General features: G+C 65.2%; 25 protein-coding genes. 14 read left to right on the top strand and 11 right to left on the bottom strand.

What is annotated here, in order from left to right:
- Positions 1 to 3: 3 nt before the first annotated feature.
- From KW832_RS13760 to KW832_RS13775, 4 genes are all read right to left on the bottom strand, one after another.
- Positions 4 to 1,713, bottom strand: a complete 1,710-nt coding sequence (locus KW832_RS13760) for a YgcG family protein (RefSeq protein ID WP_218300412.1) — start codon at positions 1,711 to 1,713, stop codon at positions 4 to 6.
- A 202-nt stretch (positions 1,714 to 1,915) separates the two neighbouring features.
- Positions 1,916 to 3,040: a helix-turn-helix transcriptional regulator gene (locus KW832_RS13765; RefSeq protein ID WP_147433713.1), complete on the bottom strand. Its 1,125-nt coding sequence runs from the start codon at positions 3,038 to 3,040 to the stop codon at positions 1,916 to 1,918.
- Between the two features lie 182 nt (positions 3,041 to 3,222).
- The gene (locus KW832_RS13770; RefSeq protein ID WP_218300413.1) at positions 3,223 to 4,023 is read right to left on the bottom strand and encodes a DUF3667 domain-containing protein; all 801 of its coding nucleotides are present in this window, start codon (positions 4,021 to 4,023) and stop codon (positions 3,223 to 3,225) included.
- Positions 4,024 to 4,191: 168 nt separating this feature from the next.
- Positions 4,192 to 4,653, bottom strand: a complete 462-nt coding sequence (locus tag KW832_RS13775; protein WP_218300414.1) for an IPTL-CTERM sorting domain-containing protein — start codon at positions 4,651 to 4,653, stop codon at positions 4,192 to 4,194.
- Positions 4,654 to 4,966: 313 nt separating this feature from the next.
- Between KW832_RS13775 and KW832_RS13780 the strand changes: the two genes are divergently transcribed.
- Both KW832_RS13780 and coaD read left to right on the top strand, forming a co-directional pair.
- Complete coding sequence (locus KW832_RS13780) at positions 4,967 to 6,196, top strand: helix-turn-helix transcriptional regulator (protein WP_218300415.1); 1,230 nt, start codon at positions 4,967 to 4,969, stop codon at positions 6,194 to 6,196.
- Positions 6,197 to 6,344: 148 nt separating this feature from the next.
- Positions 6,345 to 6,845, top strand: coding sequence for a pantetheine-phosphate adenylyltransferase (gene coaD / locus KW832_RS13785; protein WP_218300416.1), 501 nt, complete (start codon positions 6,345 to 6,347; stop codon positions 6,843 to 6,845).
- An 85-nt stretch (positions 6,846 to 6,930) separates the two neighbouring features.
- Here coaD and KW832_RS13790 read toward each other — a convergent pair whose 3' ends face one another.
- Positions 6,931 to 7,869 (bottom strand): LysR family transcriptional regulator, encoded by a 939-nt coding sequence (locus tag KW832_RS13790; RefSeq protein ID WP_218300417.1) that lies wholly within the window; start codon positions 7,867 to 7,869, stop codon positions 6,931 to 6,933.
- A 200-nt stretch (positions 7,870 to 8,069) separates the two neighbouring features.
- Between KW832_RS13790 and lysA the strand changes: the two genes are divergently transcribed.
- Together lysA and KW832_RS13800 are read left to right on the top strand one after the other, a co-directional pair.
- The gene (gene lysA, locus KW832_RS13795; protein ID WP_218300418.1) at positions 8,070 to 9,314 is read left to right on the top strand and encodes a diaminopimelate decarboxylase; all 1,245 of its coding nucleotides are present in this window, start codon (positions 8,070 to 8,072) and stop codon (positions 9,312 to 9,314) included.
- 479 nt (positions 9,315 to 9,793) lie between these two features.
- A complete protein-coding gene (locus KW832_RS13800) occupies positions 9,794 to 10,480 on the top strand; it encodes a long-chain N-acyl amino acid synthase (protein ID WP_218300419.1) in 687 nt (228 codons plus the stop codon).
- Between the two features lie 29 nt (positions 10,481 to 10,509).
- Here the strand turns inward: KW832_RS13800 and KW832_RS13805 are convergent, their stop codons facing one another.
- The 4 genes from KW832_RS13805 to KW832_RS13820 form a co-directional block, all read right to left on the bottom strand.
- Positions 10,510 to 11,523, bottom strand: coding sequence for an NAD(P)H-dependent glycerol-3-phosphate dehydrogenase (locus tag KW832_RS13805; RefSeq protein WP_218300420.1), 1,014 nt, complete (start codon positions 11,521 to 11,523; stop codon positions 10,510 to 10,512).
- 219 nt (positions 11,524 to 11,742) lie between these two features.
- Complete coding sequence (secB, locus tag KW832_RS13810; RefSeq protein ID WP_055395502.1) at positions 11,743 to 12,201, bottom strand: protein-export chaperone SecB; 459 nt, start codon at positions 12,199 to 12,201, stop codon at positions 11,743 to 11,745.
- Positions 12,202 to 12,309: 108 nt separating this feature from the next.
- Positions 12,310 to 12,567, bottom strand: a complete 258-nt coding sequence (grxC, locus tag KW832_RS13815; RefSeq protein ID WP_015015481.1) for a glutaredoxin 3 — start codon at positions 12,565 to 12,567, stop codon at positions 12,310 to 12,312.
- A 77-nt stretch (positions 12,568 to 12,644) separates the two neighbouring features.
- Positions 12,645 to 13,052, bottom strand: a complete 408-nt coding sequence (locus tag KW832_RS13820) for a rhodanese-like domain-containing protein (protein ID WP_121420926.1) — start codon at positions 13,050 to 13,052, stop codon at positions 12,645 to 12,647.
- Between the two features lie 87 nt (positions 13,053 to 13,139).
- On the opposite strand from KW832_RS13820, the gene gpmA reads away from it, so the two are divergent.
- From gpmA to KW832_RS13840, 4 genes are all read left to right on the top strand, one after another.
- Positions 13,140 to 13,883: a 2,3-diphosphoglycerate-dependent phosphoglycerate mutase gene (gpmA, locus tag KW832_RS13825; protein ID WP_055395498.1), complete on the top strand. Its 744-nt coding sequence runs from the start codon at positions 13,140 to 13,142 to the stop codon at positions 13,881 to 13,883.
- A gap of 121 nt (positions 13,884 to 14,004) precedes the next feature.
- Positions 14,005 to 15,441, top strand: coding sequence for a S41 family peptidase (locus KW832_RS13830; protein ID WP_055395496.1), 1,437 nt, complete (start codon positions 14,005 to 14,007; stop codon positions 15,439 to 15,441).
- Between the two features lie 91 nt (positions 15,442 to 15,532).
- Complete coding sequence (locus KW832_RS13835) at positions 15,533 to 16,282, top strand: HesA/MoeB/ThiF family protein (RefSeq protein WP_055395491.1); 750 nt, start codon at positions 15,533 to 15,535, stop codon at positions 16,280 to 16,282.
- Positions 16,283 to 16,395: 113 nt separating this feature from the next.
- Positions 16,396 to 16,821 carry a response regulator gene (locus KW832_RS13840; protein WP_055395489.1) on the top strand — a complete coding sequence of 142 codons (426 nt, stop codon included), beginning with the start codon at positions 16,396 to 16,398 and terminating at the stop codon, positions 16,819 to 16,821.
- A 110-nt stretch (positions 16,822 to 16,931) separates the two neighbouring features.
- Here the strand turns inward: KW832_RS13840 and KW832_RS13845 are convergent, their stop codons facing one another.
- Entirely contained in the window at positions 16,932 to 17,564 is a 633-nt protein-coding gene (locus KW832_RS13845) for a response regulator transcription factor (protein ID WP_010463169.1), read from the bottom strand.
- 125 nt (positions 17,565 to 17,689) lie between these two features.
- Here KW832_RS13845 and KW832_RS13850 point away from each other — a divergent pair, with 125 nt between their 5' ends.
- The 6 genes from KW832_RS13850 to KW832_RS13875 all read left to right on the top strand — a co-directional run bounded on the left by KW832_RS13850 (position 17,690) and on the right by KW832_RS13875 (position 22,784).
- Positions 17,690 to 19,096 carry a CHASE3 domain-containing protein gene (locus KW832_RS13850; RefSeq protein WP_218300421.1) on the top strand — a complete coding sequence of 469 codons (1,407 nt, stop codon included), beginning with the start codon at positions 17,690 to 17,692 and terminating at the stop codon, positions 19,094 to 19,096.
- Between the two features lie 198 nt (positions 19,097 to 19,294).
- A complete protein-coding gene (locus tag KW832_RS13855; RefSeq protein ID WP_010463174.1) occupies positions 19,295 to 19,459 on the top strand; it encodes a DUF1328 domain-containing protein in 165 nt (54 codons plus the stop codon).
- 54 nt (positions 19,460 to 19,513) lie between these two features.
- Positions 19,514 to 19,906 carry a hypothetical protein gene (locus KW832_RS13860; protein WP_055395485.1) on the top strand — a complete coding sequence of 131 codons (393 nt, stop codon included), beginning with the start codon at positions 19,514 to 19,516 and terminating at the stop codon, positions 19,904 to 19,906.
- 109 nt (positions 19,907 to 20,015) lie between these two features.
- Positions 20,016 to 20,333, top strand: a complete 318-nt coding sequence (locus KW832_RS13865; RefSeq protein ID WP_055395483.1) for a BON domain-containing protein — start codon at positions 20,016 to 20,018, stop codon at positions 20,331 to 20,333.
- 170 nt (positions 20,334 to 20,503) lie between these two features.
- Positions 20,504 to 21,679, top strand: coding sequence for a putative zinc-binding metallopeptidase (locus KW832_RS13870; RefSeq protein WP_055395481.1), 1,176 nt, complete (start codon positions 20,504 to 20,506; stop codon positions 21,677 to 21,679).
- Positions 21,680 to 21,824: 145 nt separating this feature from the next.
- Positions 21,825 to 22,784 carry an alpha-E domain-containing protein gene (locus KW832_RS13875; RefSeq protein WP_055395479.1) on the top strand — a complete coding sequence of 320 codons (960 nt, stop codon included), beginning with the start codon at positions 21,825 to 21,827 and terminating at the stop codon, positions 22,782 to 22,784.
- Here KW832_RS13875 and KW832_RS13880 read toward each other — a convergent pair.
- Positions 22,750 to 23,730 carry a transglutaminase family protein gene (locus tag KW832_RS13880; RefSeq protein ID WP_218300422.1) on the bottom strand — a complete coding sequence of 327 codons (981 nt, stop codon included), beginning with the start codon at positions 23,728 to 23,730 and terminating at the stop codon, positions 22,750 to 22,752. The two genes, KW832_RS13875 and KW832_RS13880, sit on opposite strands and share 35 nt — an antisense overlap.
- Position 23,731 lies beyond the last annotated feature (1 nt).

Genomic DNA, 23,731 nt, shown 5'->3' on the forward strand with positions numbered 1-23,731 from the left:
GGCTTACTCCGTGACGGCGTAGCTCAGCACATCCAGCGACTGCGTGTGCTGGGGGTTGCCCGAGATCCAGTCCGCACGGGCGATCACCGTGTACACCCTGCCCTGTTCCAGCTTGCCGCCAGGTTGCAGGGCGGCGGTGCGCGGGTCTACGTAGAGCATGGCCGTGAACCCTTCGGCGCTGCGAAGCAGCACGGCCTGCTTGCCGTTTTTCACCTTGATATCGCTCACCCAGGCCGCCTTGTTGCCGGTGGGCGGGTTCAGGCTCTCCACGGTACCCGACAGGCGCACGATCTTGCGCCAGACCTTGCTGTCCTTCGGGTTGGTGACCTTGCCGCTTTCTGCGGCATCGGCCTTCTGAATGTCGCCCAGCGACTGGTAGGCGATGGTCCAGTCCGCGTGGCTGGTATCGCGGCGCAGGTGGTCGGCGGCGAGTATCAGGGTTTCGGTCCAGCCGCCGCAGGCGTTCTTCTTTTTGCACAGCGGCCAGGCTGTGCTGATCCAGCGCTTGAGCTGCTCGGCCTTGTCCTGGTGGCCGTCCATCTCCAGCGCCACGCCCGCGCCCAGCACGGCGGCGGCCTGATTCTGCTCGGGCGCCACCACCAGCACGGCGCCGTTGCCCACATCGAGCTTGCCTACGCGCAGCTGGCGCATCATGGCGTGGGCATATTCATTGGCGCTCTTGCCTCCCAGGTCTTTCACCAGCAGGGTGACGATCTCCACGCCCGTTTTCTGCGCATGCTCGTACATCTGCTTTTCAAACTGAGCACGGATGGCCGGGTCCAGGATGCCGAACTCGTCGTAGATGAACTGGGTGCCCTTGGACGGGATGGCGGCCGCGTCCACCTTGGGCAGGGTTTCGGCCGCGGCGGCGAGGGCTGGGGCGGGCGTCTTGGCCGAGGGGACCGCCGGTGCTGCCGTGGGCGCTGGCGCCTTGGCGATCGTGGTGGCGGGTGCCGGGGCGGGCGATGCGGCAGCCGGTGCCGGTGCAGCGGGGGCAGCCGCTGCGGTGCGCACCGGCAATCCGCCAGAGCACTGCGGCCCACCGCCTTGCAGCTCGCAGGCTTCTGTCCAGCCGCTGGCAATGGCGGCCAGGCGCTTCTTGCGGCCCGGGTGGGTTTCGCCGTCCTTCTCGGGGATCAGCGTGGCAATGGCGCGCTGGGCGTCGGCCAGCGGCGCGCCCATCTTGTAGAGCACAAAGCCGCTGAACTTGTCCGACTCCAGCTCGATGGGCGGCTGGCTGCCGCCGGGCACGATGGTGTGGCCCGAGAGGTGGTGCCCGATCTCGTGGGCCATGATGCTCACGGGCGCCCAGTTGTTGGATTTGGTGGCCTGAATGACTTCGCCCATGAAGGCCGGGTTGTAGGCAATCACGCGGCGCGGCACCTTGTCAGGCCCCTGCATGATCACCGCCGCCGCGTTGGGCACCTTGCCCTCCACCACCACAAAGTTGGCGGGCAGGCCGGTGTATTTCATGATCTCGGCCACCACCTGTTTGCCGGTGCCGCCGCCCTTGGACAGGTCGGGTGGCGAGAAGGCCAGCGGGCTGCCGTCGTACGAGCAGGCCTGCAGCGTGGCGGCCAGCTCGGCCGCCAGCTGGGCCTTGCTGGGCTTGGCCACGGCAGCCGTCTTTTGGGCCATGGCCAGGCCGCCCACGGCCAGGCCCAGCATGGTGGCGCAGGCGAAGGCGACAGGGCGAACAATGCGGTGTTTCATGGGGATGGGTTCCTTGGGTTGGGATCAGTGAATGCGGTGGCCGGTTGCGCTGCGTGTTGCGCGCAGCCGTCGATACTGTCGCGCCCCAAGCCAGGGCGGCCGAGCAAGGGCCGCCCCGCAGTGAGGGCAGCGTCCCCCTGCCCGCATTGCGTAGCAATGCGAGAGCGGGGGGGAAGGCGCCGAAGGCGACTCAGGGGGTGTCTCATGCTGTCACGAGGGCCGCCACGCGCAGCACGCGCTGGGCCAGTTCGGCCTGGCCGCGTGTGCCGGTCTTGGCGTACAGGCTGGCCAGCTGGGAGCGCACGGTGGGCATCTTCACGTGCCGGTTGTCGGCCATTTCGCGCGGCGTCATGCCTTGCAGCAGCAGGGGCAGCAGGGCGGCTTCGGCAGGGGTCAGGCCATAGAGCGCGCTGCACACCGACACCGTGGCGCCCGCGTGCGGCGGCGCCTCGGGCACCAGGATGAACTGGGCCAGCGGCTCGGCGGCGGGCCCCGGGCCATTGCGCAGCGGCGCGGCCAGTGCCACCAGCGTCCCCGGCGCGGTGTCGTGCTGGGTCTGCAGACGGGCCGAGACGGGCGAGCGTGTGCTCAGGCTGGCGGTGAGCAGTGGCGTCAGCCCGGGGTGGATCTGCGCCAGCTGCAAGGGCTGGCGCGCCTGCCAGCCCGTGGCGTTGCGCAGCAGGATGCGGCATTCGTCCTCCACCCCCAGCCAGGCGCGGGCGTGTTCGTTCAGGTAGCGCACCTCGCCACGCTGGTTCACATGCATCAGCCCCAGCGGCAGCTGGTCCAGCGTGCGCTCCAGCGCACTGCTGTGGCGGCGGGCCTGCTGCAGGCGGCGCTGGGCGCGCATGAGGCTGCGCACCCAGGGCGTCACGGCGCGCAGCCGGGCAAATTGCTCGGGCGTGAACTCGTTCTGGCCCAGGTCGTTGTACATCGCCAGCACGTGCATGCCCACCTCGGGCGAGGCCTCCACGATGCTGTTGACCATGGCATCGATGCCCAGGGGCTTGAGGTAGTCGGCATAAAACGCGCCACGGCGCAGGGCTGGGGTGCTGACGAGCTGCTGGCTCAGCGAACCGCCGCGTGCCAGCGCCTCACCCTGCTGGCGCACGAGCGCCTCGCTCCACGCATCGCTGCCCTGGATCAGGTTTGCATAGCGCGCCAGAAAATCATCGGGCATGCCCCATTGGTAGGCGGCCAGCGGGTCGTCCGAGCCGGGCAGGGGGCAAAACAGCACCACCTTGTGGCTGCCCAGCGATTCGCCCACGCGGTGCAGCAGGCGCTCCACCATGCCGGGCTCGCCCAGGGCCTCCAGGCTTTCAGCCATCAGGGTCTCGAAACCCGGTATTCCTACAGGCTGCGGGTCCCGCTCTTCACCGCTCAATGGGTGCTCCTCATCAGGTTGAATGAACTGCGCCGGATGGTAGGGTTGATGCCTGCGCCGTAACATCATTCAGGTGAAGGATGTGGCTGCGGCCCGACAGGTTTTCATGAACTTGTTCACGCTTTTCACGCGCCCATTTGCCACAGCACGAGTTCGACCACTGCGCGGGCATAGAGCTGGGTGGCCTGCCACTTGAGCGCCGCGAACAGCGCACCGGCCAGCAGCAGCCGCCAGCCATCACGCCGCCAATCCAGCACCAAAAACTGCCGCAGCGCCACCATGAGCATCAGCGTCTGCAGCGCCGTCATGTACCAGGGAGACCAGGCCTTGTGCCACCTGAACAGCTCGGGCGACGACGCCAGCACCAGCGGCAGCTGGTTGACCATCTGCAGCGCAATGAACACCGCCTGGCAATACAGTGCCAGGGTCAGCAGCTCGGCCACGTTGTAGTCCCACCGGCGGAAGACCAGCCACATGCTGGCAAACGCCGCCACCGCGCCCAGCGAGAACGACCACTTGGAGTAGCCCGTGACCAGAGCGACCATGCGCTGCGCCTCTTCGCTGGGTAGCTCGGGCCGCAAGTAGTCGGTGTGGCCCAGCACGATCAGCAGGAAGCCGATGGCCAGGCACAGCAGGGTCAGCGGGTGGGGGTGGTCCTTGCGCTGGCCCAGCACGTATTCGCGTGCGGTGGTGCCGGGCTGGGGCAGCACGCGCAGTGCGTTGCGGATGGTGTTCCATTCAAACCAGCGAAAACGCTCCCACGCTTCCTTGCGCACGGTGCTGCTGCCCATGCGCGCGGCCTTCTTCTGCCCGCATTGCGCGCAAAACGGGCCAGAGAGCGCCGCGCCGCAGTTCAGGCAGGCCTGGGTGTCGAACAGCGCGTCGCTGACGGTGGTGGGAGTGGGCTGGGGCGGACGGGGAATCACAAGGAAGGAACGGCGCAGGCCGGGCTGGGGTGGGCTGCGGATCGTAGGCTGTGGCCCGGCAGCCGCCATCGTTCACATGAACGACGATGAGCGACGGCGCTGCGTGGGTTTGCTATGTTATGTGTAGCTAATAACGCTTGATGGATATGCGCTAGCGCCCAAAAAACCTTAAAACTTCTTGCGACGCAGTGCCCCCATGCCCAGCGTGGCCGCCGCGAGCGACAGCAGGATCAGCGCCCATTCACCCAGGGTGGGCACGGCGGTGGCGCCGACGGGGGGAACGTTGGGCGCGTTCACCGTGAAGTCGCAGGTGGCCGTGGGTGGGTTGGCGGGACGGGGGCCCACCTGGTACAGCCAGGTGTTGGGGCGGGCCGGGTCATCGACCATGCGGACGTTGCCGCCGCAGTTGCCGCGGACCGTGCTGCCCACGGGGAGTGGCGGCGAAACGGCGCAGACCTGTTGGGGGCCGGGCACCGGGAAATCGGTGCAGGTAATGGTGAACGCGCCGGGCGGGTTGCTGATGGTGTTGATGGTGGCCCACTGGGCCTGGGCGCTTCCTGCGGCTAGGCAGGCGCTGACGGACACGGAGCGGAACAGGGCAACGCGGAAAATGCGGCGGCGGAGTTTCATGGGTGCGAGGCTTGGAAAAAAATGGACCATGCCGCCCGCTGGCGCGAGCGGCGACACGCAGGGACTGTAGAAAGCCCCGGCGCCCTTGCCCATCCGCTACCTGGAGGAGCCTCGCTCGCTATGTTCTCATTCGGGTAGATGATGACGGCAGCCAGGGGCGGCTCCTACGATCCGCCGCTTTCTATGAAACACATGGCCTGTGCGAAGCCGGGTGCCTGCGTCCGGCCCGCCTGCCTGCCTTTTGCAAAAGGTAACGGGCAGGGGGCAAACGCTGGGGCAGCATTCCGGCGGGCGCAGGCTCTGCATAAAGGGAATGGGTTTGCATCCTGCTTTTTGCGATCTGCTGGCATCGGTGTCGGACGGCACCCGGTTTGGCGACGCGCTGGCCCGCTACGCCGCCAGCTTTCGCGCGGACCTGCTCGGCGGAGCCTTCCTGGCCAGCGATCTGGACCAGCTGGCGCAGTGGGGCGCGGAGTTTGCCGCGCACCCCGAGGTGGACTACTGGCTGCAGTCGCCATCGAGCGACGGCGCGCCCGCGCTGCTGGCGATGGGCGTGACGCCCGAGGCGGCGCAGCGCTATGCCACGCACTTTCGCCTGCAAGACCCGCTGTGGGACGACGCCATGGCGCAGCGTGCGCGCACCGGCCCGTCGGGTGCCTGGGTGGCCACGGATGCGCCCGTGCACGCCACGCGCGGCTTTCGCCGCAGCGAGATCTACAGCGACTTCCTGCGCGAGTACGGCATCGGCACCCGCATGTTTGGCGGCAGCCAGGGCGCGTCGCACCCGGTGGGCAATTTGTTCATGTCGGTGTACCGCCAGGGGGACGACGAGGGCTTCACACCGGAGGAAGTCGCGCGTTTTCGCGCAGAGTTTGGCGGCGTGCAGCGCGCGGCCTTTCTGCACCGCGAGATGGTGGCGCTGCGCGCGCGCACCCAGGGCCTGGAGTCGCTGATGGAGCAGATGCCCATGGGCCTGCTGTTTTTTGACACTGCCGGCCGCCTGCTGCACGCCAATGCACGCGCCCGGCTGCTGAGCGCCCGGCCCGAAAGCGTGGCCCTGCGCACGCTGCTGCGCCGCCCGGTGCTGACCAGCACGGCCGATGCCGCGCTGCGCGCGCTGTTCCAGCAATCGCTGCAGGGCCGCAGCGGCTGTGTGGAGCTGCCCGGCACCGAGGGCGGCTTGCTGCTGGTGACGCTGCCCCTGAGCGACCTGGCCGCGCTGGGCCTGTGCCACCGCGCGCCAGGCATCGCCTGGGTGGTGCTGGAGCGCAGCCTGTGCGGCGAGGCCGCCGTCGCCCTGGCCCGCCAGGCCTACCGCCTGAGCCCGTCCGAGGCCGACCTGCTGCTGGCGCTGATGCGCGGCCAGACCCCGCAGGATTTTGCTGACGCACGCGGCTCGCGCATCTCGACCGTGCGCACGCAGATGAGCGCGCTGCTGGCCAAGACGCGCACCCAGCGCCAGCAGGATCTGGTGGCGCTGGTGGCCCGGCTGATGCTGCTGGCACCGGGCAACGTGGCACTGCAGGGGATTGCGGTGGTGTGATCTCGTGGGGAGAGGGCGGCCCGCCGGTTCATGTTGCAGTGCACTGCATAATGCGCGCACGCGGCCCGCAGGCCCTGCGGCACGGGTGGTTCATCCGCTCCCAGGGCCCGGGCCAACGTCTATACAGCCAGACAGGAGACAACCAGCCATGGCCCAGAACGTGCTCGCCGTGTACCCCGGAACCTTTGACCCCATCACGCTGGGCCATGAAGACGTGGTGCGCAGGGCCACCCAGTTGTTCGAACGCGTGATCGTGGCCGTGGCTGCGGGCCACCACAAGAAGACGCTGTTCACCCTGGAAGAACGCATCGACATGGTCCGCGAGGCGGTCAAAAGCTACCCACAAGTGCAGGTCGAAGCCTTCTCGGGCCTGCTGCGCGATTTTGTCGTGGAGCGTGGCGGCAAGGCCATGGTGCGTGGCCTGCGCGCCGTGACCGACTTCGACTACGAGTTCCAGCTGGCGGGCATGAACCGCAGCCTGATGCCGCAGGTGGAAACCGTGTTCCTCACCCCCAGCGACAAGTACCAGTTCATCAGCAGCACCTTTGTGCGCGAGATCGCCGTGCTCGGCGGCGAGGTGACCAAGTTTGTGTCGCCCTCGGTGGAGCAGCGGCTGGCCGAGAAGGTGCGCACGCTCACGCCGCCCTGATTTTTGGCCTAAATAGCCTCTGGCGCTTATCTGGTAAGCGCGAGATGCTATATAAATAGTAGCAAACTCTCTGCGACGGCAGTGGTCACGCCACGGCCTCCAGGCGGCGCGCCACCTCCGCCGCCTCTGTCCGCAGGGCCTCCAGCATGGGCGCCACCTCGGGCAGCGGTGGGCGGTACAGCGGCAGCACGGCCGCCACGCTGAACGGGATCGACAACGCGAGCCGCCGCACCACCAGCCGGCCATTGGCTGCGGCGGTCAGGGCCGTCAGCGGGTTGACGATGGCCAGCCCCAGGCCGTGCTCCACCATCGCGCACACGGCAGCCGCGCTGTGGGTTTCCATGCGCAGTGTGCGTGGCACGGCGGCTTCGGCGAAGCGCGCGTCAATGATGCGGCGATAGGGGTCGTCGGCCGACAGGCTCACAAAGGGCTGGTCGGCAAAGTCCGCCAGCTGCAGCACGGGTTGCCGGGCCAGGGCGTGGCTTGCGGGCAGCACGGCCACTTCGTCCAGGGTGAGCAGCACCTCGGCGCGGGTGCCGGGCGGGGCGGCGGTCTGCTCGCACAGGCCCAGGTCAAAACGCTGGGCGCTCATCCATTCTTCGAGCAGCGGAGAATCCTGCGGCGTGACCGACAGGCGCGCGTGGGGCTGCCCCTGCATCAGCCGCGCCGCCGCGCCGGGCAGCAGCGCATGCGCCAGCGCGGGCAGGCACAGCACTGCCAGCTGCACGGCGTCGGGCCGGCCCAGCGCCACGGCGCGGTCCACCACGCGCTCCAGCCCCTGCCACGAGCGCTGTACCTCGTCCCACAGCGCCAGCGCCCGCGCGTTGGCGCGCAGGCGGCCCTGTATGCGCTCGAACAGCGCATAGCCCAATAACGATTCAAGCCGGGCCAGCTCGCGGCTCACCGTGGGCTGCGAGCTGTGCAGCAGGTCGGCGGCGCCGGTGGCGCTGCCAGCGGTCATCACGGCGCGGAACACCTCGATGTGCCGGTGGGTGATGCGGTGGGCCAGTGCGGGGTCGGTCATGGGCAAAGCATATCCATATTGAATAGAGGATGTAAATCAAAGCATTCGACCAAATACCTTGGAAAGGGCATCATCCGCGCTTCCATTCAGTCATGACTTACGCAAAACAGGGTTCAGGCAAGCGGTTCACCCCAGGGCGAGGCGGTTGTTGCATCCCGATTTGCGTAAGTCCTATCAGTCTTTGTGCCTTCGGAGTCCCCATGTCCAACCCCTTCTCGCCCGCCCAGCTGTGGTCCCTGGCCGACCAGTTCGGCACCCCCTTGTGGGTGTATGACGCGGCCACCATCCGCCAGCGCATTGCGCAGGTGTCCAATTTCGAGACCATCCGGTTCGCGCAGAAGGCCTGCTCCAACATCCACATCCTGAAGCTCATGCGCGAGCAGGGCGTGAAGGTGGATGCGGTCTCGCGCGGCGAGATCCTGCGTGCGCTGGCGGCCGGCTACACGGCCGGCGGAGAGTCGTCGGAGATCGTCTTTACCGCCGACCTGTTCGACGCCGCCACGCTCGACTGCGTGGTGGAACACGGCGTGCCCGTCAACGCTGGCTCGATCGACATGCTGCACCAGCTGGGCGCGCGCTTGCCGGGCCATGCGGTGTGGCTGCGCATCAACCCCGGCTTTGGCCATGGCCACAGCAACAAGACCAACACGGGTGGCGAGCACAGCAAGCACGGCATCTGGCACACCGACCTGCCTGCGGCGCTGGCGGCGATCCAGCAGCATGGCCTGAAGCTGGTGGGCCTGCACATGCACATCGGCTCGGGCGTGGACTACAGCCACCTGCAGGAGGTGTGTGGCGCCATGGTCAACCTGGTGCGCACGGCGCATGCGGCCGGGCATGACCTGCACGCCATCTCGGCCGGTGGCGGCCTGTCCATCCCCTACCGCAGTGGCGACCCTGTGGTCGATACGCAGCATTACCACGGCCTGTGGGACGCCGCGCGCCAGCAGGCCGAGGCCATCGTGGGCCACAAGCTGGGCCTGGAGATCGAGCCCGGCCGCTACCTGGTGGCCGAATCCGGCGTGCTGCTGGGCCAGGTGCGCGCCACCAAGAACGCGGGCAACAACCACTTTGTGCTGGTCGATACCGGCTTCAATGAACTCATGCGCCCCTCGATGTACGGCAGCTACCACGGCATGAGCGTGCTGCGTCGCGATGGCTCGACGGCGGCAGAGCAACCCACGGTGGTGGCAGGCCCGTTGTGCGAATCGGGCGACGTGTTCACCCAGGGCGACGGCGGCGTGGTGCTGCCACGCGACCTGCCCGCCGCCCAGGTGGGCGATCTGCTGGTGATCCACGACACCGGGGCCTATGGCGCATCGATGTCCTCCAACTACAACACGCGTCCGCTGATTGCCGAGGTGCTCGTTGACGGTGGCCAGGCGCGCCTGATCCGCCGCCGTCAGACGGTGGACGAACTGCTGGCGCTGGAACTGGGGCTTTGATCGTGCTGTGGGGCGGGCGCCGCTCCCACAGCCGGTAGGCGCGCGCCTACGGCCACGCGCCGTGCTGGCGCACACGGGCGGGAAAAGGAGGGCCATACAGTGAAATCACTTATCCCCTTCAACCCTTTTCAGGAGATCACTATGCCCATCATTGCCTGGCTGCTCGGCGTCCCACTGTCCGTTGTTCTGTTGCTCATGCTGTTCGGCGTGTTCTGATCCTGCCCCGCAAGGGGATTGCCAAAAAAAGCCGCAGGGCGCCTATCCATGGTGCCCTGCGGCTTTTTTGATGGGCATGCCTTTCGCCAAGGTCGTGCGTCCGTTCGTCCGCTTGCCATGCCAACCCGGGCTCCAGGGAACGAGAGAAGCCGCTAAGCTGGCCTTTCGCCCTGTTTTCAACAGAGCGACGAGGCCCCGGCTGCCTCGCGCCACGCACGGCGCGCGGGCGGGTAGAGGCCACTTTGCCCACCCCTGGAGCCGCCATGGACGCCGAAGAACAGACCATTGTCGAGCTGGACTACCCCGGCGAATACCTGAGCCGCCTGGGCTGTGCCGAAACCAAGACCTGCAAGATCCGCCTGTCCCGCAAGGGCCAGGGGCTGCTGGCCCGCATGTACGCCCGCAAGGGCTACAGCATGCAGGCCACCTTGTCGCACGACTGCGACCTGAGCAGCCTGGTGGTGCAGATTGATGGGCAGTCGCAGGGGACGATTTCGGTCCGCATGGATGACGGGCACCTGGCGGCCGAGGAGCAGTACCCCGAGTTCATCGCCGAACTGCGCCAGCGCGGCGCGCGCATCTGCGAGATGGGCAAGCTTGCAATGGACCCCGGGGTGCGTTCCAAGCATGTGCTGGGTGCCATCTTCCACATTGCGTGGATCGTGGCCTTCCGCGCCCGGCGCGCCACCGACATCGTCATCGAGGTGAACCCGCGCCACGCCCCGTTCTACCGGCGCATGCTGTGTTTTGACCAGATCGGCCCCGAACGCATGTGCGAGCGTGTGGGTGCGCCCGCCGTGCTGCTGCACATCGGCGCCGACAAGGGGCGCCGGCTCATCGACCAATTTGGCGGCCAGCCCAAGCTGGCCAGCGTGGAGCGCAGCTTCTACCCCTATTTCTTCCACCCCGACGATGAAGAGGGGCTGCTGCGGCGCCTTTCAGTGGGGTAGCGGTCAGGTCTTGCGCGGGGCCTCTACCGTCAGAGCTCGCCCCGGGGGCCGCGCCCCATGAGCTGCGCCACGGCTTCGGCTGGTTGCAGGCGGCCGTCAAGCAAGGCCACGGCGGCCTCGGCGATGGGCATGTCCACACCCAGGGTCTGTGCGCGCTGCACCACGGTGCGGGCGCTGTAGACGCCTTCCGCCACATGGCCCAGGGATTCCACCGCCTGCGCCAGGGTCTGGCCCTGTGCCAGCAGCATGCCCACGCGCCGGTTGCGCGACAGGTCGCCGGTGGCGGTGAGCACCAGGTCGCCCAGGCCGGACAGGCCCATGAACGTGTCGGGCCGCGCGCCCAGCGCCAGGCCCAGCCGTGTCATCTCAGCCAGGCCGCGCGTGATGAGTGCGGCGCGGGCGTTGAGACCCAGCGCCAGCCCGTCGCACAGGCCGGTGGCAATGGCCAGCACGTTTTTCACCGCGCCGCCCACTTCCACGCCCACGATGTCTTCGTTGGCATACACGCGCACGCTCGGGCTGTGAAAGGCTTTGACCAGCGCATCGCGCACGGCCGCATGGGCGCTGGCGGCCACCAGGGCTGTGGGCTGCCCCAGGGCGACTTCCTGCGCAAAGCTCGGGCCGCTGAATACGCCTGCTATTAAATCAGGAGCTACTTGGGCTTGTACTTCGTGCGCCAGCAGCCCAAAAGATGCTGAATTGGCACCGGCAGGCACCGCCTCGAAGCCCTTGCACAGCCAGGCCACAGGTGCCGTGCACCCGCGCAGCGCCAGCAGCATGCCGCGCAGGGCCGCCATGGGCGTGGCCACGATGACCAGGTCGGCACCTGGCAACAGCGCGCGGAAGTCGCCATCGACCACTGAGAGGGACGGGGGGAGGGCAATGCCCGGCAGGTAGCGGGCGTTTTGTGCCTGGGCGCGCATGCTTTGCGCCTGGGCTGCATCGCGGGCCCACAGGGTGACCGCGTGCCCGGCAGGGTGCTGGGCTGCGCTCATGGCGACCGCAGAGCCCCAGGCACCAGCGCCCAATACTATGATTTTCATAGCTGCTTGCGCTTATCTATCGGGCGGTAGAGGCCAAAAATAGCATTGATTTCAAGGGCCCACTGCGCTGTGCTTCGTCGGCCGTCCGTGGAACCGCCGTGGCCCAAGCGCGGTAGCCGCGGAACTGGCTTTGCCAGGCCGCTGGCTGCGTCCCCCTCCCGTAGCGCGCAGCGCGTAGAGAGAGGGGAAGGCGCGAAGCGACTCAGGGGGCGTTTTACATCACTGCGTGATGATGGGCGAGGCTTGGCCGGCAGCCTGCGCTTGCTGCTGCTCGTACATGGCCTGGAAGTTGATTTCGGCCAGGTGGACGGGCGGGAAGCCAGCGCGGTTGATCACGTCGGCCACGTTGCCGCGCAGGTACGGGTACACGATCTGTGGGCAGGCGATGCCCATGATGGGGCCCATCTGGTCTTCGGGCACGTTGCGGATTTCGAAGATGCCGGCCTGCTTGGCTTCGACCAGGAACACGGTCTTGTCCTTGATCTTGGTCTGCACGGTAGCCGTCACGGCCACTTCAAAAATGCCTTCGGCCACGGGAGTGGCTTCCACACCCAGCTGGATGTCCACGCTGGGTTGCTCTTGTTCGAGCAGGATGCCGGGGGAATTGGGTTGCTCCAGCGACAGGTCCTTGAGGTAGACGCGCTGGATCTGGAACACGGGGTTTTCTTGATCGGCCATGGTGAAGTCTCTTTGAGCTTACAAAATTGCTAGCAAAACAAAACCCGCCGGGGAGCAGCTCCCGCAGCGGGCACATGGGGCTGCATTATGCAGCGCCCGGGGAGGGGGTCAGGCGCCCAACAAGGGCATGAGCTCGCCACGGCTGTCCAGCGCCACCAGATCGTCGTGGCCGCCCACATGGGTGTCACCGATGTAGATCTGCGGCACCGTGCGGCGGCCGGTGATCTCCATCATGTGGCTGCGCGCGGCGGGGTCGGTGTCGATGCGGATCTCCTCAATCTGCTCCACACCCTTGGACTTGAGGATCTGCTTGGCCCGGATGCAGTAGGGGCAAACGGCGGTGGTGTACATCTTCACGGGTTGCATGGCGGACCTTCCTCTTTCTTCCTGTGGGGCTAAAAATCAGTGGCAAGACTATCGCGGACCCAATAACTGGGGGCGGATCAGGCTTTTTCCACAGGCAGGCTGGCTTCGCGCCAGGCCTTCAGGCCACCAGCGAGCGACTGGGCGTTTTCGTAGCCCAGCTTTTTGGCAATGGCGACGGCGCGGTTGGAGCGGGCGCCACTGGCACACACCAGCACCACGGGCAGGGCCTTGTTCTTGACCACGGTGGGCAGGCGCTCTTCGAGCTGGCCCAGGGGCACGTTCTTGGCTCCGTTCACGTGGCCGGCGGCGAATTCCTCGGTTTCGCAGACGTCGATGACCACCGCTTTTTCGCGGTTGATGAGCTGCACGGCGCGCGCTGGCGTCAGCGAGCCGCCACTGGCGTTCTTGAGGACCGGCCACAGCAACATGCTGCCCGAAGCCAGTGCAACGAGGAACAGATACCAGTTATCAATAATGAATTTCACGAAGCTTCCTTGGGTTGGCGAACAGCGTAATTCTAGAATGCTGGGTTTTGGCCCGCATTTTTTTGACCTGCCTTTCCTGGGGAAACCATGTACAAGCTCGTTCTGATTCGCCACGGCGAATCCACCTGGAACCTTGAAAACCGCTTTACCGGCTGGACCGACGTGGATCTCACGCCCACCGGTGTTTCCCAGGCCATGTCGGCCGGCAAGCTGCTCAAGGCCGAGGGCTACGAGTTCGACTTGGCGTTCACCAGCGTGCTCAAGCGCGCCATCCACACCCTGTGGTACACGCTGGACGAAATGGATTGCACCTGGCTGCCCGTGGTCAAGGACTGGCGCCTGAATGAGCGCCACTACGGTGCCCTGCAGGGCCTGAACAAGGCCGACATGGCCAAGCAGTACGGCGACGAGCAGGTGCTGGTGTGGCGCCGCAGCTATGACACCCCGCCGCCAGCGCTGGAAGCCACCGACCCCCGCAGCGAGCGCAGCGACCGCCGCTACGCCGCTCTGGCCGAAGGCAGCGTGCCGCTCACGGAATGCCTGAAGGACACCGTGGCCCGCGTGCTGCCGTTCTGGAACGATGCCATGGCACCGGCCATCCGCTCAGGCAAGCGCGTGGTGGTCGCCGCGCACGGCAATTCCATCCGCGCCCTGGTGAAGTACCTGGACAACATCTCCGAGTCGGACATCGTGGGCCTGAACATTCCCAACGGAATCCCGTTGGTATATGAACTGGACGCCGACCTCAAGCCCATCCGCCACTACTATCTGGGCGATGCAGAAGCGGCTGCCAAGGCAGCTGCGGCAGTCGCCTCGCAAGGCAAGGCGTAAAGCCTGGGTAAAGACGGGGAAAACCCGCCGATACCCTGTCTAAAGTGAGTGCCTGCGCGGAACTGCAGCGGGTTTGGTCCTTCCAAGGTGTATATTGGTTTTGAAGCGGTAAAGGTGTTGTATGGGCCACAAACTCAAAATTGCGGGATGGGTATCGGTTGGTGTCGTGGCTGGGGCTCTGACGACGGTTTCGTTGCAGACGGTCGCGCGTGGTGCGATGACTCCGCTGCCGCTGGAAGAAATCCAGCAGCTGTCGGCAGTGTTTGGCCTCGTAAAGACCGACTATGTCGAACCGGTCGATGACAAGAAACTCATCACCGACGCCATCTCCGGCATGGTCGCCAGCCTGGACCCGCACTCCCAGTATTTCGACAAGAAGTCCTTCAAGGAATTTCGCGAAGGCACTTCGGGCCGTTTTGTGGGGGTTGGCATCGAAATCACCCAGGAAGACGGCTTGATCAAGGTGGTGTCGCCCATCGAAGGTTCTCCCGCCTTCCGCGCTGGCCTCAAGACCAATGACCTGATCACCAAGATCGACGAAACGGCGGTCAAAGGCCTGTCCTTGAACGATGCCGTCAAGCGCATGCGTGGCGAGCCCAACACCAAGGTCACGCTCACCATCTTCCGCAAGGACGAGAGCCGCACCTTCCCGGTCACCATCACGCGCGAAGAGATCAAGACCCAGTCCGTCAAGGGCAAGGTGGTGGAGCCAGGTTACGCCTGGATCCGCCTGTCGCAGTTCCAGGAGCGCACGGTCGATGACTTTGTGCGCAAGGTGGAAGAGGTCTACAAGCAGGAACCCAACCTCAAGGGCCTGGTGCTCGACCTGCGCAACGACCCCGGCGGCCTGCTGGATGCGGCTGTGGCCGTGTCGGCCGCGTTCCTGCCAGAAAACGTCACGGTGGTAACGACCAACGGACAACTGGCGGACAGCAAGGCCACTTACAAGGCCTCGCCCGACTTCTACCAGCGCCGTGGCGGGGGTGACCCGTTGCGCCGCCTACCCGCAGCCCTCAAGTCCGTGCCACTCGTGGTGCTGGTGAATGAAGGCTCTGCGTCGGCCAGCGAGATCGTGGCGGGCGCTCTGCAGGACCACAAGCGCGCCACCATCATGGGCAGCCAGACCTTTGGCAAGGGCTCGGTGCAGACCGTGCGTCCGCTGGGGCCTGATACTGGCATCAAGCTGACCACCGCGCGCTATTACACCCCGAGCGGCAAGTCGATCCAGGCCAAGGGCATCGTGCCCGACGTGATGATCGACGAATCGGAAGAAGGCAACATCTTCGCTGCGTTGCGCATGCGCGAGGCCGATCTGGACAAGCACCTGGGCAGCGGCCAAGGCGAGGAAAAGAAGGATGAGGCCCGTGAAAAGGCCCGCGAAAGCGCCCTCAAGCGCATGGAAGAAGAAGCCAAAAAGCCTGCAGCAGAACGCAAGGCTCCAGAGTTCGGTTCGGACAAGGACTTCCAGCTCGTGCAGGCGCTCAACCAGCTCAAGGGCCGCCCCGTGCTGGTCAGCAAGACACTGACGGAACGCAAGGACGAAAAGAAAGAAAATTGAGCTTTCGCTCCCTGTGCTGAAGGCCGGATTTCCAGCGAAGTCCGGCCTTTTTTCTTGTCCTTCTTGCTCTTCTTTTCTTGAGACTCTCGCCATGACCGATGACCAGCTCCTGCGGTACTCCCGCCACATCCTGCTCGATGAGATGGGCATCGAGGGGCAGGAGCAGGTGCTGGCGTCCCATGCCCTCATCATCGGTGCGGGTGGCCTGGGCTCGCCTGCCGCGCTGTACCTGGCGTCTGCCGGTGTGGGGCACATCACCCTGGTGGACGACGATGTGGTGGACCTGACCAACCTGCAACGCCAAATCGCACACACCACCGCGCGCGTCGGCCAGCCCAAGGTGGCGTCTGCAGCCAGCGCCATGGCAGCCATCAACCCCGAAGTGCAGGTGACCGTGCTCCAGGCGCGCGCAGATGCCGCTGTGCTCGATACCCTGGTGCAAGACGCCTGCGTGGTGCTCGATTGCAGCGACAACTACGCAACACGCCACGCCGTCAATGCGGCCTGTGTGCGCCATCGCAAGCCCCTTGTTGCGGGGGCCGTCATCCGCTTTGATGCCCAGATCACGGTGGTGGACCCGCGCCAGGCTGCGTCGCCCTGTTACGCCTGTATTTTTCCGCCTGAGGCGGATTTTGAAGAGGTGCGTTGCTCCACCATGGGCGTGTTTGCCCCGCTGGTGGGCGTGGTGGGTGCCCTGCAGGCGGCCGAGGCGCTCAAGCTGCTTGCGGGCATCGGAACGTCACTGGCTGGGCGTTTGTTGATGCTGGATGGACGGTCCATGGAGTGGAGCACGATGAACGTGGCGCGTGCGCCGCACTGCACGGTGTGTGTTGCTCGGTAGGATTACTCCTACAGCGTCCGCGTGCGGCGGCTGGCAGAATCCGCTCAGCTGAGCCACTAAATTTGAGGCTCGACCAGCGTAAATGTGCGTTGGTAGTGAAACGGGACCCTTCTGTGAAACTCCGCACCTATATCGTTGAAGACAACGCCACCATTCGAGAGAACCTGATCGGGACGCTCGAAGAGTTGGCGTCCGTAGAGGCGGTAGGAGTCGCTGAGACCGAAGACGAGGGCAAGAACTGGCTCGCCACCCATGGTGAGCAGTGGGATCTGGCAATAGTGGATCTTTTTCTGCGCCAAGGCAGTGGGCTGGGGGTCTTGGCAGCATGCCGCTCGCGCCGCCCTGGCCAGAAGATGGTGGTGCTGAGCAACTACGCGACACCCGATGTGCGCATGCGTTGTGCACAGCTTGGGGTGGATGCGGTCTTCGACAAATCCAACGAAATTGATGCGCTGGTGGACTACTGCATCCAGCACAGCAGCAGTCCTGCGGGAATGGAAGCTGGCCAGTCCCTGTCGTCGCCCGGCCATTCGCTGTGATGCTGCGCCCTGCAACGCGGGTGCGCGCGGCGGGGCTTTTTATTTTCTACTCTTCTCGCCAGCGGGCTGAGTCAGGCCCAATGACCCCGGACTGAGGCCACTGCTCCATGTCAGTCAATCAAGCGGTTCTTGAGCGCGTAGTAGGTCAGATCGCTGTTGGACGACAGGCTCATCTTCTCCATCAATCGCGTGCGGTAGGTGCTCACCGTCTTGACGCTGAGCGACAAGGCCTTGGCGATATCGCCTGCCGTCTCTCCCTTGGCCAGCTTGAGGAACACCTGGAACTCGCGTTCCGACAACTGCTCGTGGGGCGGTGCGTCGTCCTTGCGATTGAGTTGCTGGGCCAGCAGTTCGGCCACGGCAGGCGTCAGGTAGCGACGGCCCAGCGCAATGGTGCGTATCGCCTCCACGATTTCAGAGGGTTCGCACTCCTTGTTCAGGTAGCCGCTCGCGCCCTGGCGGATCAGGTTGATCGCATAGTGCTCTTCGGGGTAGCCGCTCAGAATCAGGATGCCCATGTCCGGGGCTTTGGCCCGCAGCATGGCCAGCGCATCCAGCCCGCTCTGTCCGGGCATCGACAGGTCCATGAGCAGGACATCAATTTCCTTGTTGCGCACCAGGTCGATGGCTTCACGGCCGTTGGAGGCCTCACCCTCCACCCGCAGATCCACATGCTCGGACAGGAACTGCCGCAGCCCGGAACGAACTATCGCGTGGTCATCCACAATGCCAATCTTGATCATCGATCTTTCTTTCGCAGGGCGGTGATGCCGCTCCTGATGTTTGTTGGTTGGAAAGCTTCTCCGGCACGTCACCCTTGTTGGCAGGGTGGTGCCCGGGTCTTCACACATTATCCAGAATACCGCGTATGAGTCTTAAAGAAAACACCCGCATCTGGCTGCCCAAGGTCCGCAAGATGGCCTTGAGCCTGCCCATGGCGTTGCTGGCGGCGATGGTGCTGGTGGGTATCAACGAAACGGGTCACATGCGCTCACAAGATGCGGTGGAGCAGATGAGCCACGGTCAGAACACGCGCAAGGCCGTCAACCTGTTGCTGCAGAGCATGCTGGACGCGGAGACCGGGCAGCGTGGCTACCTGCTCACCGGCAACGAGACTTATCTGGAGCCTTACGACAAGGCAGTGGCTACCGTGCAGACCAACCTGGACGGCTTGCGCGGGCTGTTCATGGATGCCCCCGAAGACATGCAGGAATTTGCGCTGCTGTCGCGGCAGATATCCCGCAAGCTCGCGGAGATGGAACTGAGCCTGCGTTTGCGCCGGCAGGGCAATGAAGATGCCTGGAAGTTCATCCTGCATACCGATGTGGGCAAGGAGCACATGGAGGCCATCCGCAAGCACGCGCTGGAGTTGATTGCCCGCAGCGACATGCACGTGAAACAAGGCCAGGACCAGATCGAGCAGTCGCTCATGCTGTCGCGCATTGGTATTGCCACGGTGACGGTCATTGGCTTGCTGGCGTTCTACATGTATCTGCGCCAGGCGCAGGCGCTGCAGGTCGTCAACCAGCGCGAACAGGCCCTGCTGGAGCGCGAACGGGACCGCCTCGAAGGCCTTGTAAAGGCCCGTACCGCAACTCTTTCCGAGCTGGCAAACCATCTGCAGCAAGTACGTGAAGATGAGCGTGGGCACCTTGCGCGCGAGCTGCACGATGAGCTGGGGGCGCTGCTCACTGCGGCCAAGCTGGATGTTGCGCGGCTCAAGTCCAGGATCGACGCCAACGCCCCCGAGGTGGCAGAGCGGCTCAAGCACCTGACCGAAACGCTCAACAGCGGTATTGCGCTCAAGCGCCGCATCATTGAAGACCTGCGGCCCTCATCGCTCTCCAACCTCGGACTGACGGCCGCGATCGAGATCCTCACCCGCGAATATGCCGAACGCGCAGGTATCGAAGTGGAAACGAGCCTGGAATCCGTGCAGTTGCCTGATGCCTCGCAACTCACGGTGTACCGCATGGTGCAGGAGGCGTTGACCAACATCGGCAAATACGCCAAAGCCAGCAAGGTGCTGGTGTCGGTACACGGTTACCCCACGCATGTGGCAGTTCAGGTGCGCGACGATGGCGAGGGGTTCGACCCCGCCACGGTGCGTCCTACCTCGCACGGGCTGTCGGGAATGCGCCACCGCGTGGAGTCTGCGGGCGGCAGGCTGTCCATCACCTCGCGCCCGGGCAACGGCACCCTGGTCTCTGCCGTGCTCCCGCTGCAGCGCCATGGCGGCGAGGCGTCGTCGCAGCCGCCCTCTCTGGCCGCTTGACCTGGCGGCCTTGGGCCAGGGATAGCGAGCCGCAGCGCGCCGTCCTACAGGCGGCCCGCTGCACCGCCGACAGGCTTGCGCGCCGGGCACCGGCATCTTTGACTCTCCATGCTCCTTACAGTGGACTCCAGGCGCTGAAATTCATGTGCCAACCCACCCGCCGGCAACCGGCCCCCTCAAGAGGAGAAGGAGAAAGAAATGTTGCACTACGCAGTCGTTTTTCTGGTGATCGCGCTGATCGCAGCCCTGTTCGGCTTTGGCGGTATTGCTGCCGGTGCCGTGGGCATCGCCAAGATTCTGTTCTTCGTGTTCGTCATCATGGCGGTTGTGACCTTTGTACTGGGTCTGCTCAAAAAGGGCTGACGCCCCGGCCGTGAAACCAAGCATTCCGCATCCACCCCTTCAAGGAGTTTCCGCATGAGTATCCAGACCGCTACCGACAAAGTTGCCAACGGCGCACGCCATCTCGCAGATGATGTGCTGCAAAGCGCCCAAGACGCCGTGCAGTCCACCCGCACGGCCGCTAACACCTCGCTGGAAAAAGCAGAAGAAGGCGTACGTGCCCTTCGCAGCCAGACCGACCCCGTCATTGACGACTTGGCAGCGCGTGCCCAGGATCTGGCAGCCCGCAGCATCGGCTATTGCGCAGAAACCAGTGCCCGTGCCCGTCGCCAGATGCAGCATGCAGCAGACGCCACCACCAAGTATGTGGCGGAGCAACCCGGCAAATCGATGGTGATCGCCGCAGCATCGGGTGCCGTACTCGCAACCCTGGTGCTCTGGATGTCGCGCCGCAAGCACGCCTACTGAAGCCTGTCTCTATCCCTACAGTCCGCCGGTCGCGGAGGGTGCAACAGACCGGCAGATTGCAATCTTCCAGCACCCGCGTTCCCAACCATTTTCAAACAAGGACAACACCATGAAATACGCACGTGCACTCGCCTTTGCCGCTGTCGCTGGCATCACCATCATCACGGCCACGGGCTGCTCGGTGGCCCGTGAACAACAGACCGTTGGCGCCTATGTAGATGACGCCGGCATCACCACCGCCGTCAAGGCAAAAATGGCTGAAGACAAATCCGTCTCCGCCACGTCGATCAGCGTGGAAACGCTCAACGGCACGGTGCAGCTCTCGGGCTTTGCCAAGTCGCAGGCTGAAAAGAACCAGGCTGAAGCCATTGCACGCAACACCAAGAATGTGCGTGAAGTGCGCAACAGCATCGTGGTTCGTCCCTGACCGGATTGCCTGAACATTGCGCTGCGGGCTTCCTGCCGGTAGCGCATAGGCACTGACCGCTGAGCAGGCTCCGGGTACCTCCTGGAGCCTGCTTTTTTCATGGGGCGCCAGCAGGCATACCCCTGGGTCTTGCTCGTTTGCCACACCCTACCGGGTATAAGCTCCACACCATGCGGGTATTCAATTGCGACCATTGCGGTCATCTGGTTTTTTTCGACAGCGTGCAGTGTCTGCACTGTGGCAGCGCGCTGGCATTTTTGCCCGATGTGTTGACCATCGCGGCCCTGGCGCCTGCGCCGCAGGATGGCGCCGACCTGTGGCGCCGCCGGGGCGGGCGCGGTGGCTCGGATTACAGCGGTCGCTTGTACCGTATGTGCCGCAACCATACCGAACACCAGGCCTGCAACTTTGCCGTGCCTGCCAACGACTATGCAGAACTGTGTGTCTCGTGCCGCCAGACCCGGGTGTTGCCTGATCTGTCGGAGCCCGCGAACATGGGCCGCTGGATGCAGATCGAGGCCGCCAAGCGGCGCCTGTTTTACAGCCTGGCCCGCTTGGGCCTGGAGCCCGCCCCCGGGCGTACCGGACCCGTTTTTGAATTTTTGGCCGAGGTGCCCGGTGGTCCGCCGGTGTTGACGGGCCACCACAGCGGAACGATTACGCTGAATGTGGCCGAGGCCGATGACGATGAGCGCGCACGCCGCCGCATCGCGCTGGGTGAGCCCTACCGCACGCTGATTGGCCACCTGCGGCATGAGTCCGGCCATTTTTATTGGGACCAGCTGGTGCGCGACGGCGGCCGCCTGGAAGATTTTCGCCAGATGTTTGGCGATGAGCGCCAGGACTACGCTGCCGCGCTGGAGGCTCACTACGCCAAGGGCAACGACCTGGGCGACTGGGTCGACCACCATGTCAGCGCCTATGCCGCTGCCCACCCCTGGGAAGACTGGGCCGAAACATGGGCCCATTACCTGCACATGATCGATCTGCTGGAGACGTCGGCCAGCTACGCGACCGAGGTCACGATCCCGGGCATTTATGGGGCGCAGCGCAGCAGCGCCATCGACCCGTTTGCCAGCCCGGCGCCTGATTTCCAGTCGATGGTGCAGCACCTGGTGCCGCTGACACTGCTGCTCAACAGCCTCACCCGCAGCTTGGGGCAGCCAGATGCCTATCCGTTTGCCTTGGCAGGCGAGGTGTTGGCCAAGCTGCGGTTTGTGCATGACGTGGTGCGCGAAGCCGCCCGGCGGCCCGCCCCAGTCGCCGCTCCGGCTCCGCAGCCCGCACCGGCTCCCAAACAAAACGTCAAAAAAAATAGCAAAACAACCAGCAAGGACGTGCGCTAGCGCCACTTTTTCCTGGTTTTTTTGTCTGCATCAAAGAGCGACAAGGGTGGCGGCCTGGAATTTGCTAGGTGTCTGCCATGGGTCTGTTGAAACCCCGTGTGCAGCCAGTACCGAGCCACACACGACGCCAAGGGAGGGCGCGACCATGCTGAGCCGCACCGCTGACCATCTTTTCTGGATGGCACGCTATACCGAGCGCGCCGAAAATACGGCGCGCATGCTGGATGTGAATTACCAGAGCGCGCTGCTGCCGCAATCGACCGAAGTCGCCAAGCAGGGCTGGCAAGGGTTGCTGTCCATCAGCGAGCTGCTGCCCGCCTACACCGCCCAGCATGGCGAAGTGACCCCTGCCAAGGTGCTGGACTTCATGGTCAAGGACCCTTCCAACCCCTCGTCCATTCTGGCCTGTCTTCAGGCCGCGCGCGAGAACGCGCGGGCCGTACGCGGTGCGCTCAACACCGAGGCCTGGGAGATCCAGAACCAGACCTGGCTCGAAGTGAACCGCTTGATCGCCAGCGGTGCACTGGAGCAGGACCCGGCGCGATTCTTCGAATGGGTGAAGTTCCGCTCGCACCTCTCGCGGGGTGTGACAGTGGGCACCATGCTGCAGGACGAGGCGCTGCACTTCATGCGCCTGGGCACCTTTCTGGAGCGGGCCGACAACACGGCGCGGCTGCTGGATGTGAAGTTTCACGCGGTGCAGAGCGACTTCATGGGCGCGGCCACGGCGCAGGACCAAGACTACGACTTCTACCACTGGAGCGCCATCCTGCTCAGCGTGTCGGGCTTCGAGACCTACCGCAAGGTGTACCGCGACGTGATCACGCCCGAACGTGTGGCCGAACTGCTGATCCTGCGGGCCGACATGCCCCGCTCACTGCACGCTTGCATGAAAGAGGTGCTGGGCAACCTCGACATGCTGGGCAGCGGCCAGTCGGCCGAGACCCAGCGGCACGCGGGGCGGCTGCTGGCGCACCTGAAGTTCGCACGCATCGATGAAATCCTGACCCATGGACTGCATGCTTACCTCACCCAGTTCCTGGAGAGGGTGAACGACCTGGGTGCCAGGATCAGCCGGGATTTTCTGGTGCCTGCGGCGGTGTGAGGGGCGTATCTGGTGCATCTGGCGCAGCGGCCGTAGCGGCCGTGGCGGCGGGCACCGGCTCCACCGTCACGCCCACCTGCAGCACATGGTGGTCGCCGCCGTGGATCACGCCACGCAGCGGCGACACATCCGAAAAATCGCGGCCGATGGCCAGGGTCACGTAGTCCTCGCCCGCCGCGCGGTCGTTGGTGGGGTCCAGGTCAAACCAGGTGTTGTCGTCTGATGCGCCATCACTTTCGTCGGCTGCCGGTGACCACACCGACACCCAGGCGTGCGATGCATCGGCCCCCACCAGCCGGGGTTGGCCGGGCGGGGGCTCGGTCAGCAGGTAGCCGCTCACATACCGCGCCGCCAGGCCCAGGCTGCGCAGGCAGCCGATCATCACGTGGGCAAAGTCCTGGCACACGCCCCGGCGCAGCCGCAGCGATTCGAGCGCGGGCGTGCCCGCGTCAGTGGCGTTGGATGTGTAGGCAAAGTCGGCATGGATGCGCGACATCAGGTGGCGGGCGGCCTGCATCAGCGGGCGGCCGGGTGCAAAGCTCTCGGCGGCATAGGCCACAAAGTCGGCATGCCGGGGAATGTAGGGCGAGGCAAAGCTGAACTCGGTGGCCGCGTGATAGGGCTGGCCGCGCCGATAACCCAGTCGCTCGCGCACGGCCTCCCAGGGCTCACCGGGCGGTGCGGCAGGCACGGGCAGGGTCTCCAGCAGGCTTTCGGCGCGCACCCTCAGTTGCTCGTGGGTGAACGGCAGGCTGAAGAACGCGCGGGTGTTGCCAAACACGTCCTGCACCATGTTGCACTGTGTTGGGGCGGGGTCCACCTGTAGGCTGTGGGTCAGCACGCGCTGCACCACGCCGGTGCGCGGACGCAGATGGGCCATGTGCTGGGCGTTTTGCACCGCCGGACTGTAGTGGTACACCGTTTCGTGGATGACGCGCAGCTTCATG

Source organism: Acidovorax sp. sif0632 (assembly GCF_019218805.1).
GTDB classification, from domain to species: Bacteria; Pseudomonadota; Gammaproteobacteria; order Burkholderiales; family Burkholderiaceae_C; genus Acidovorax; species Acidovorax facilis.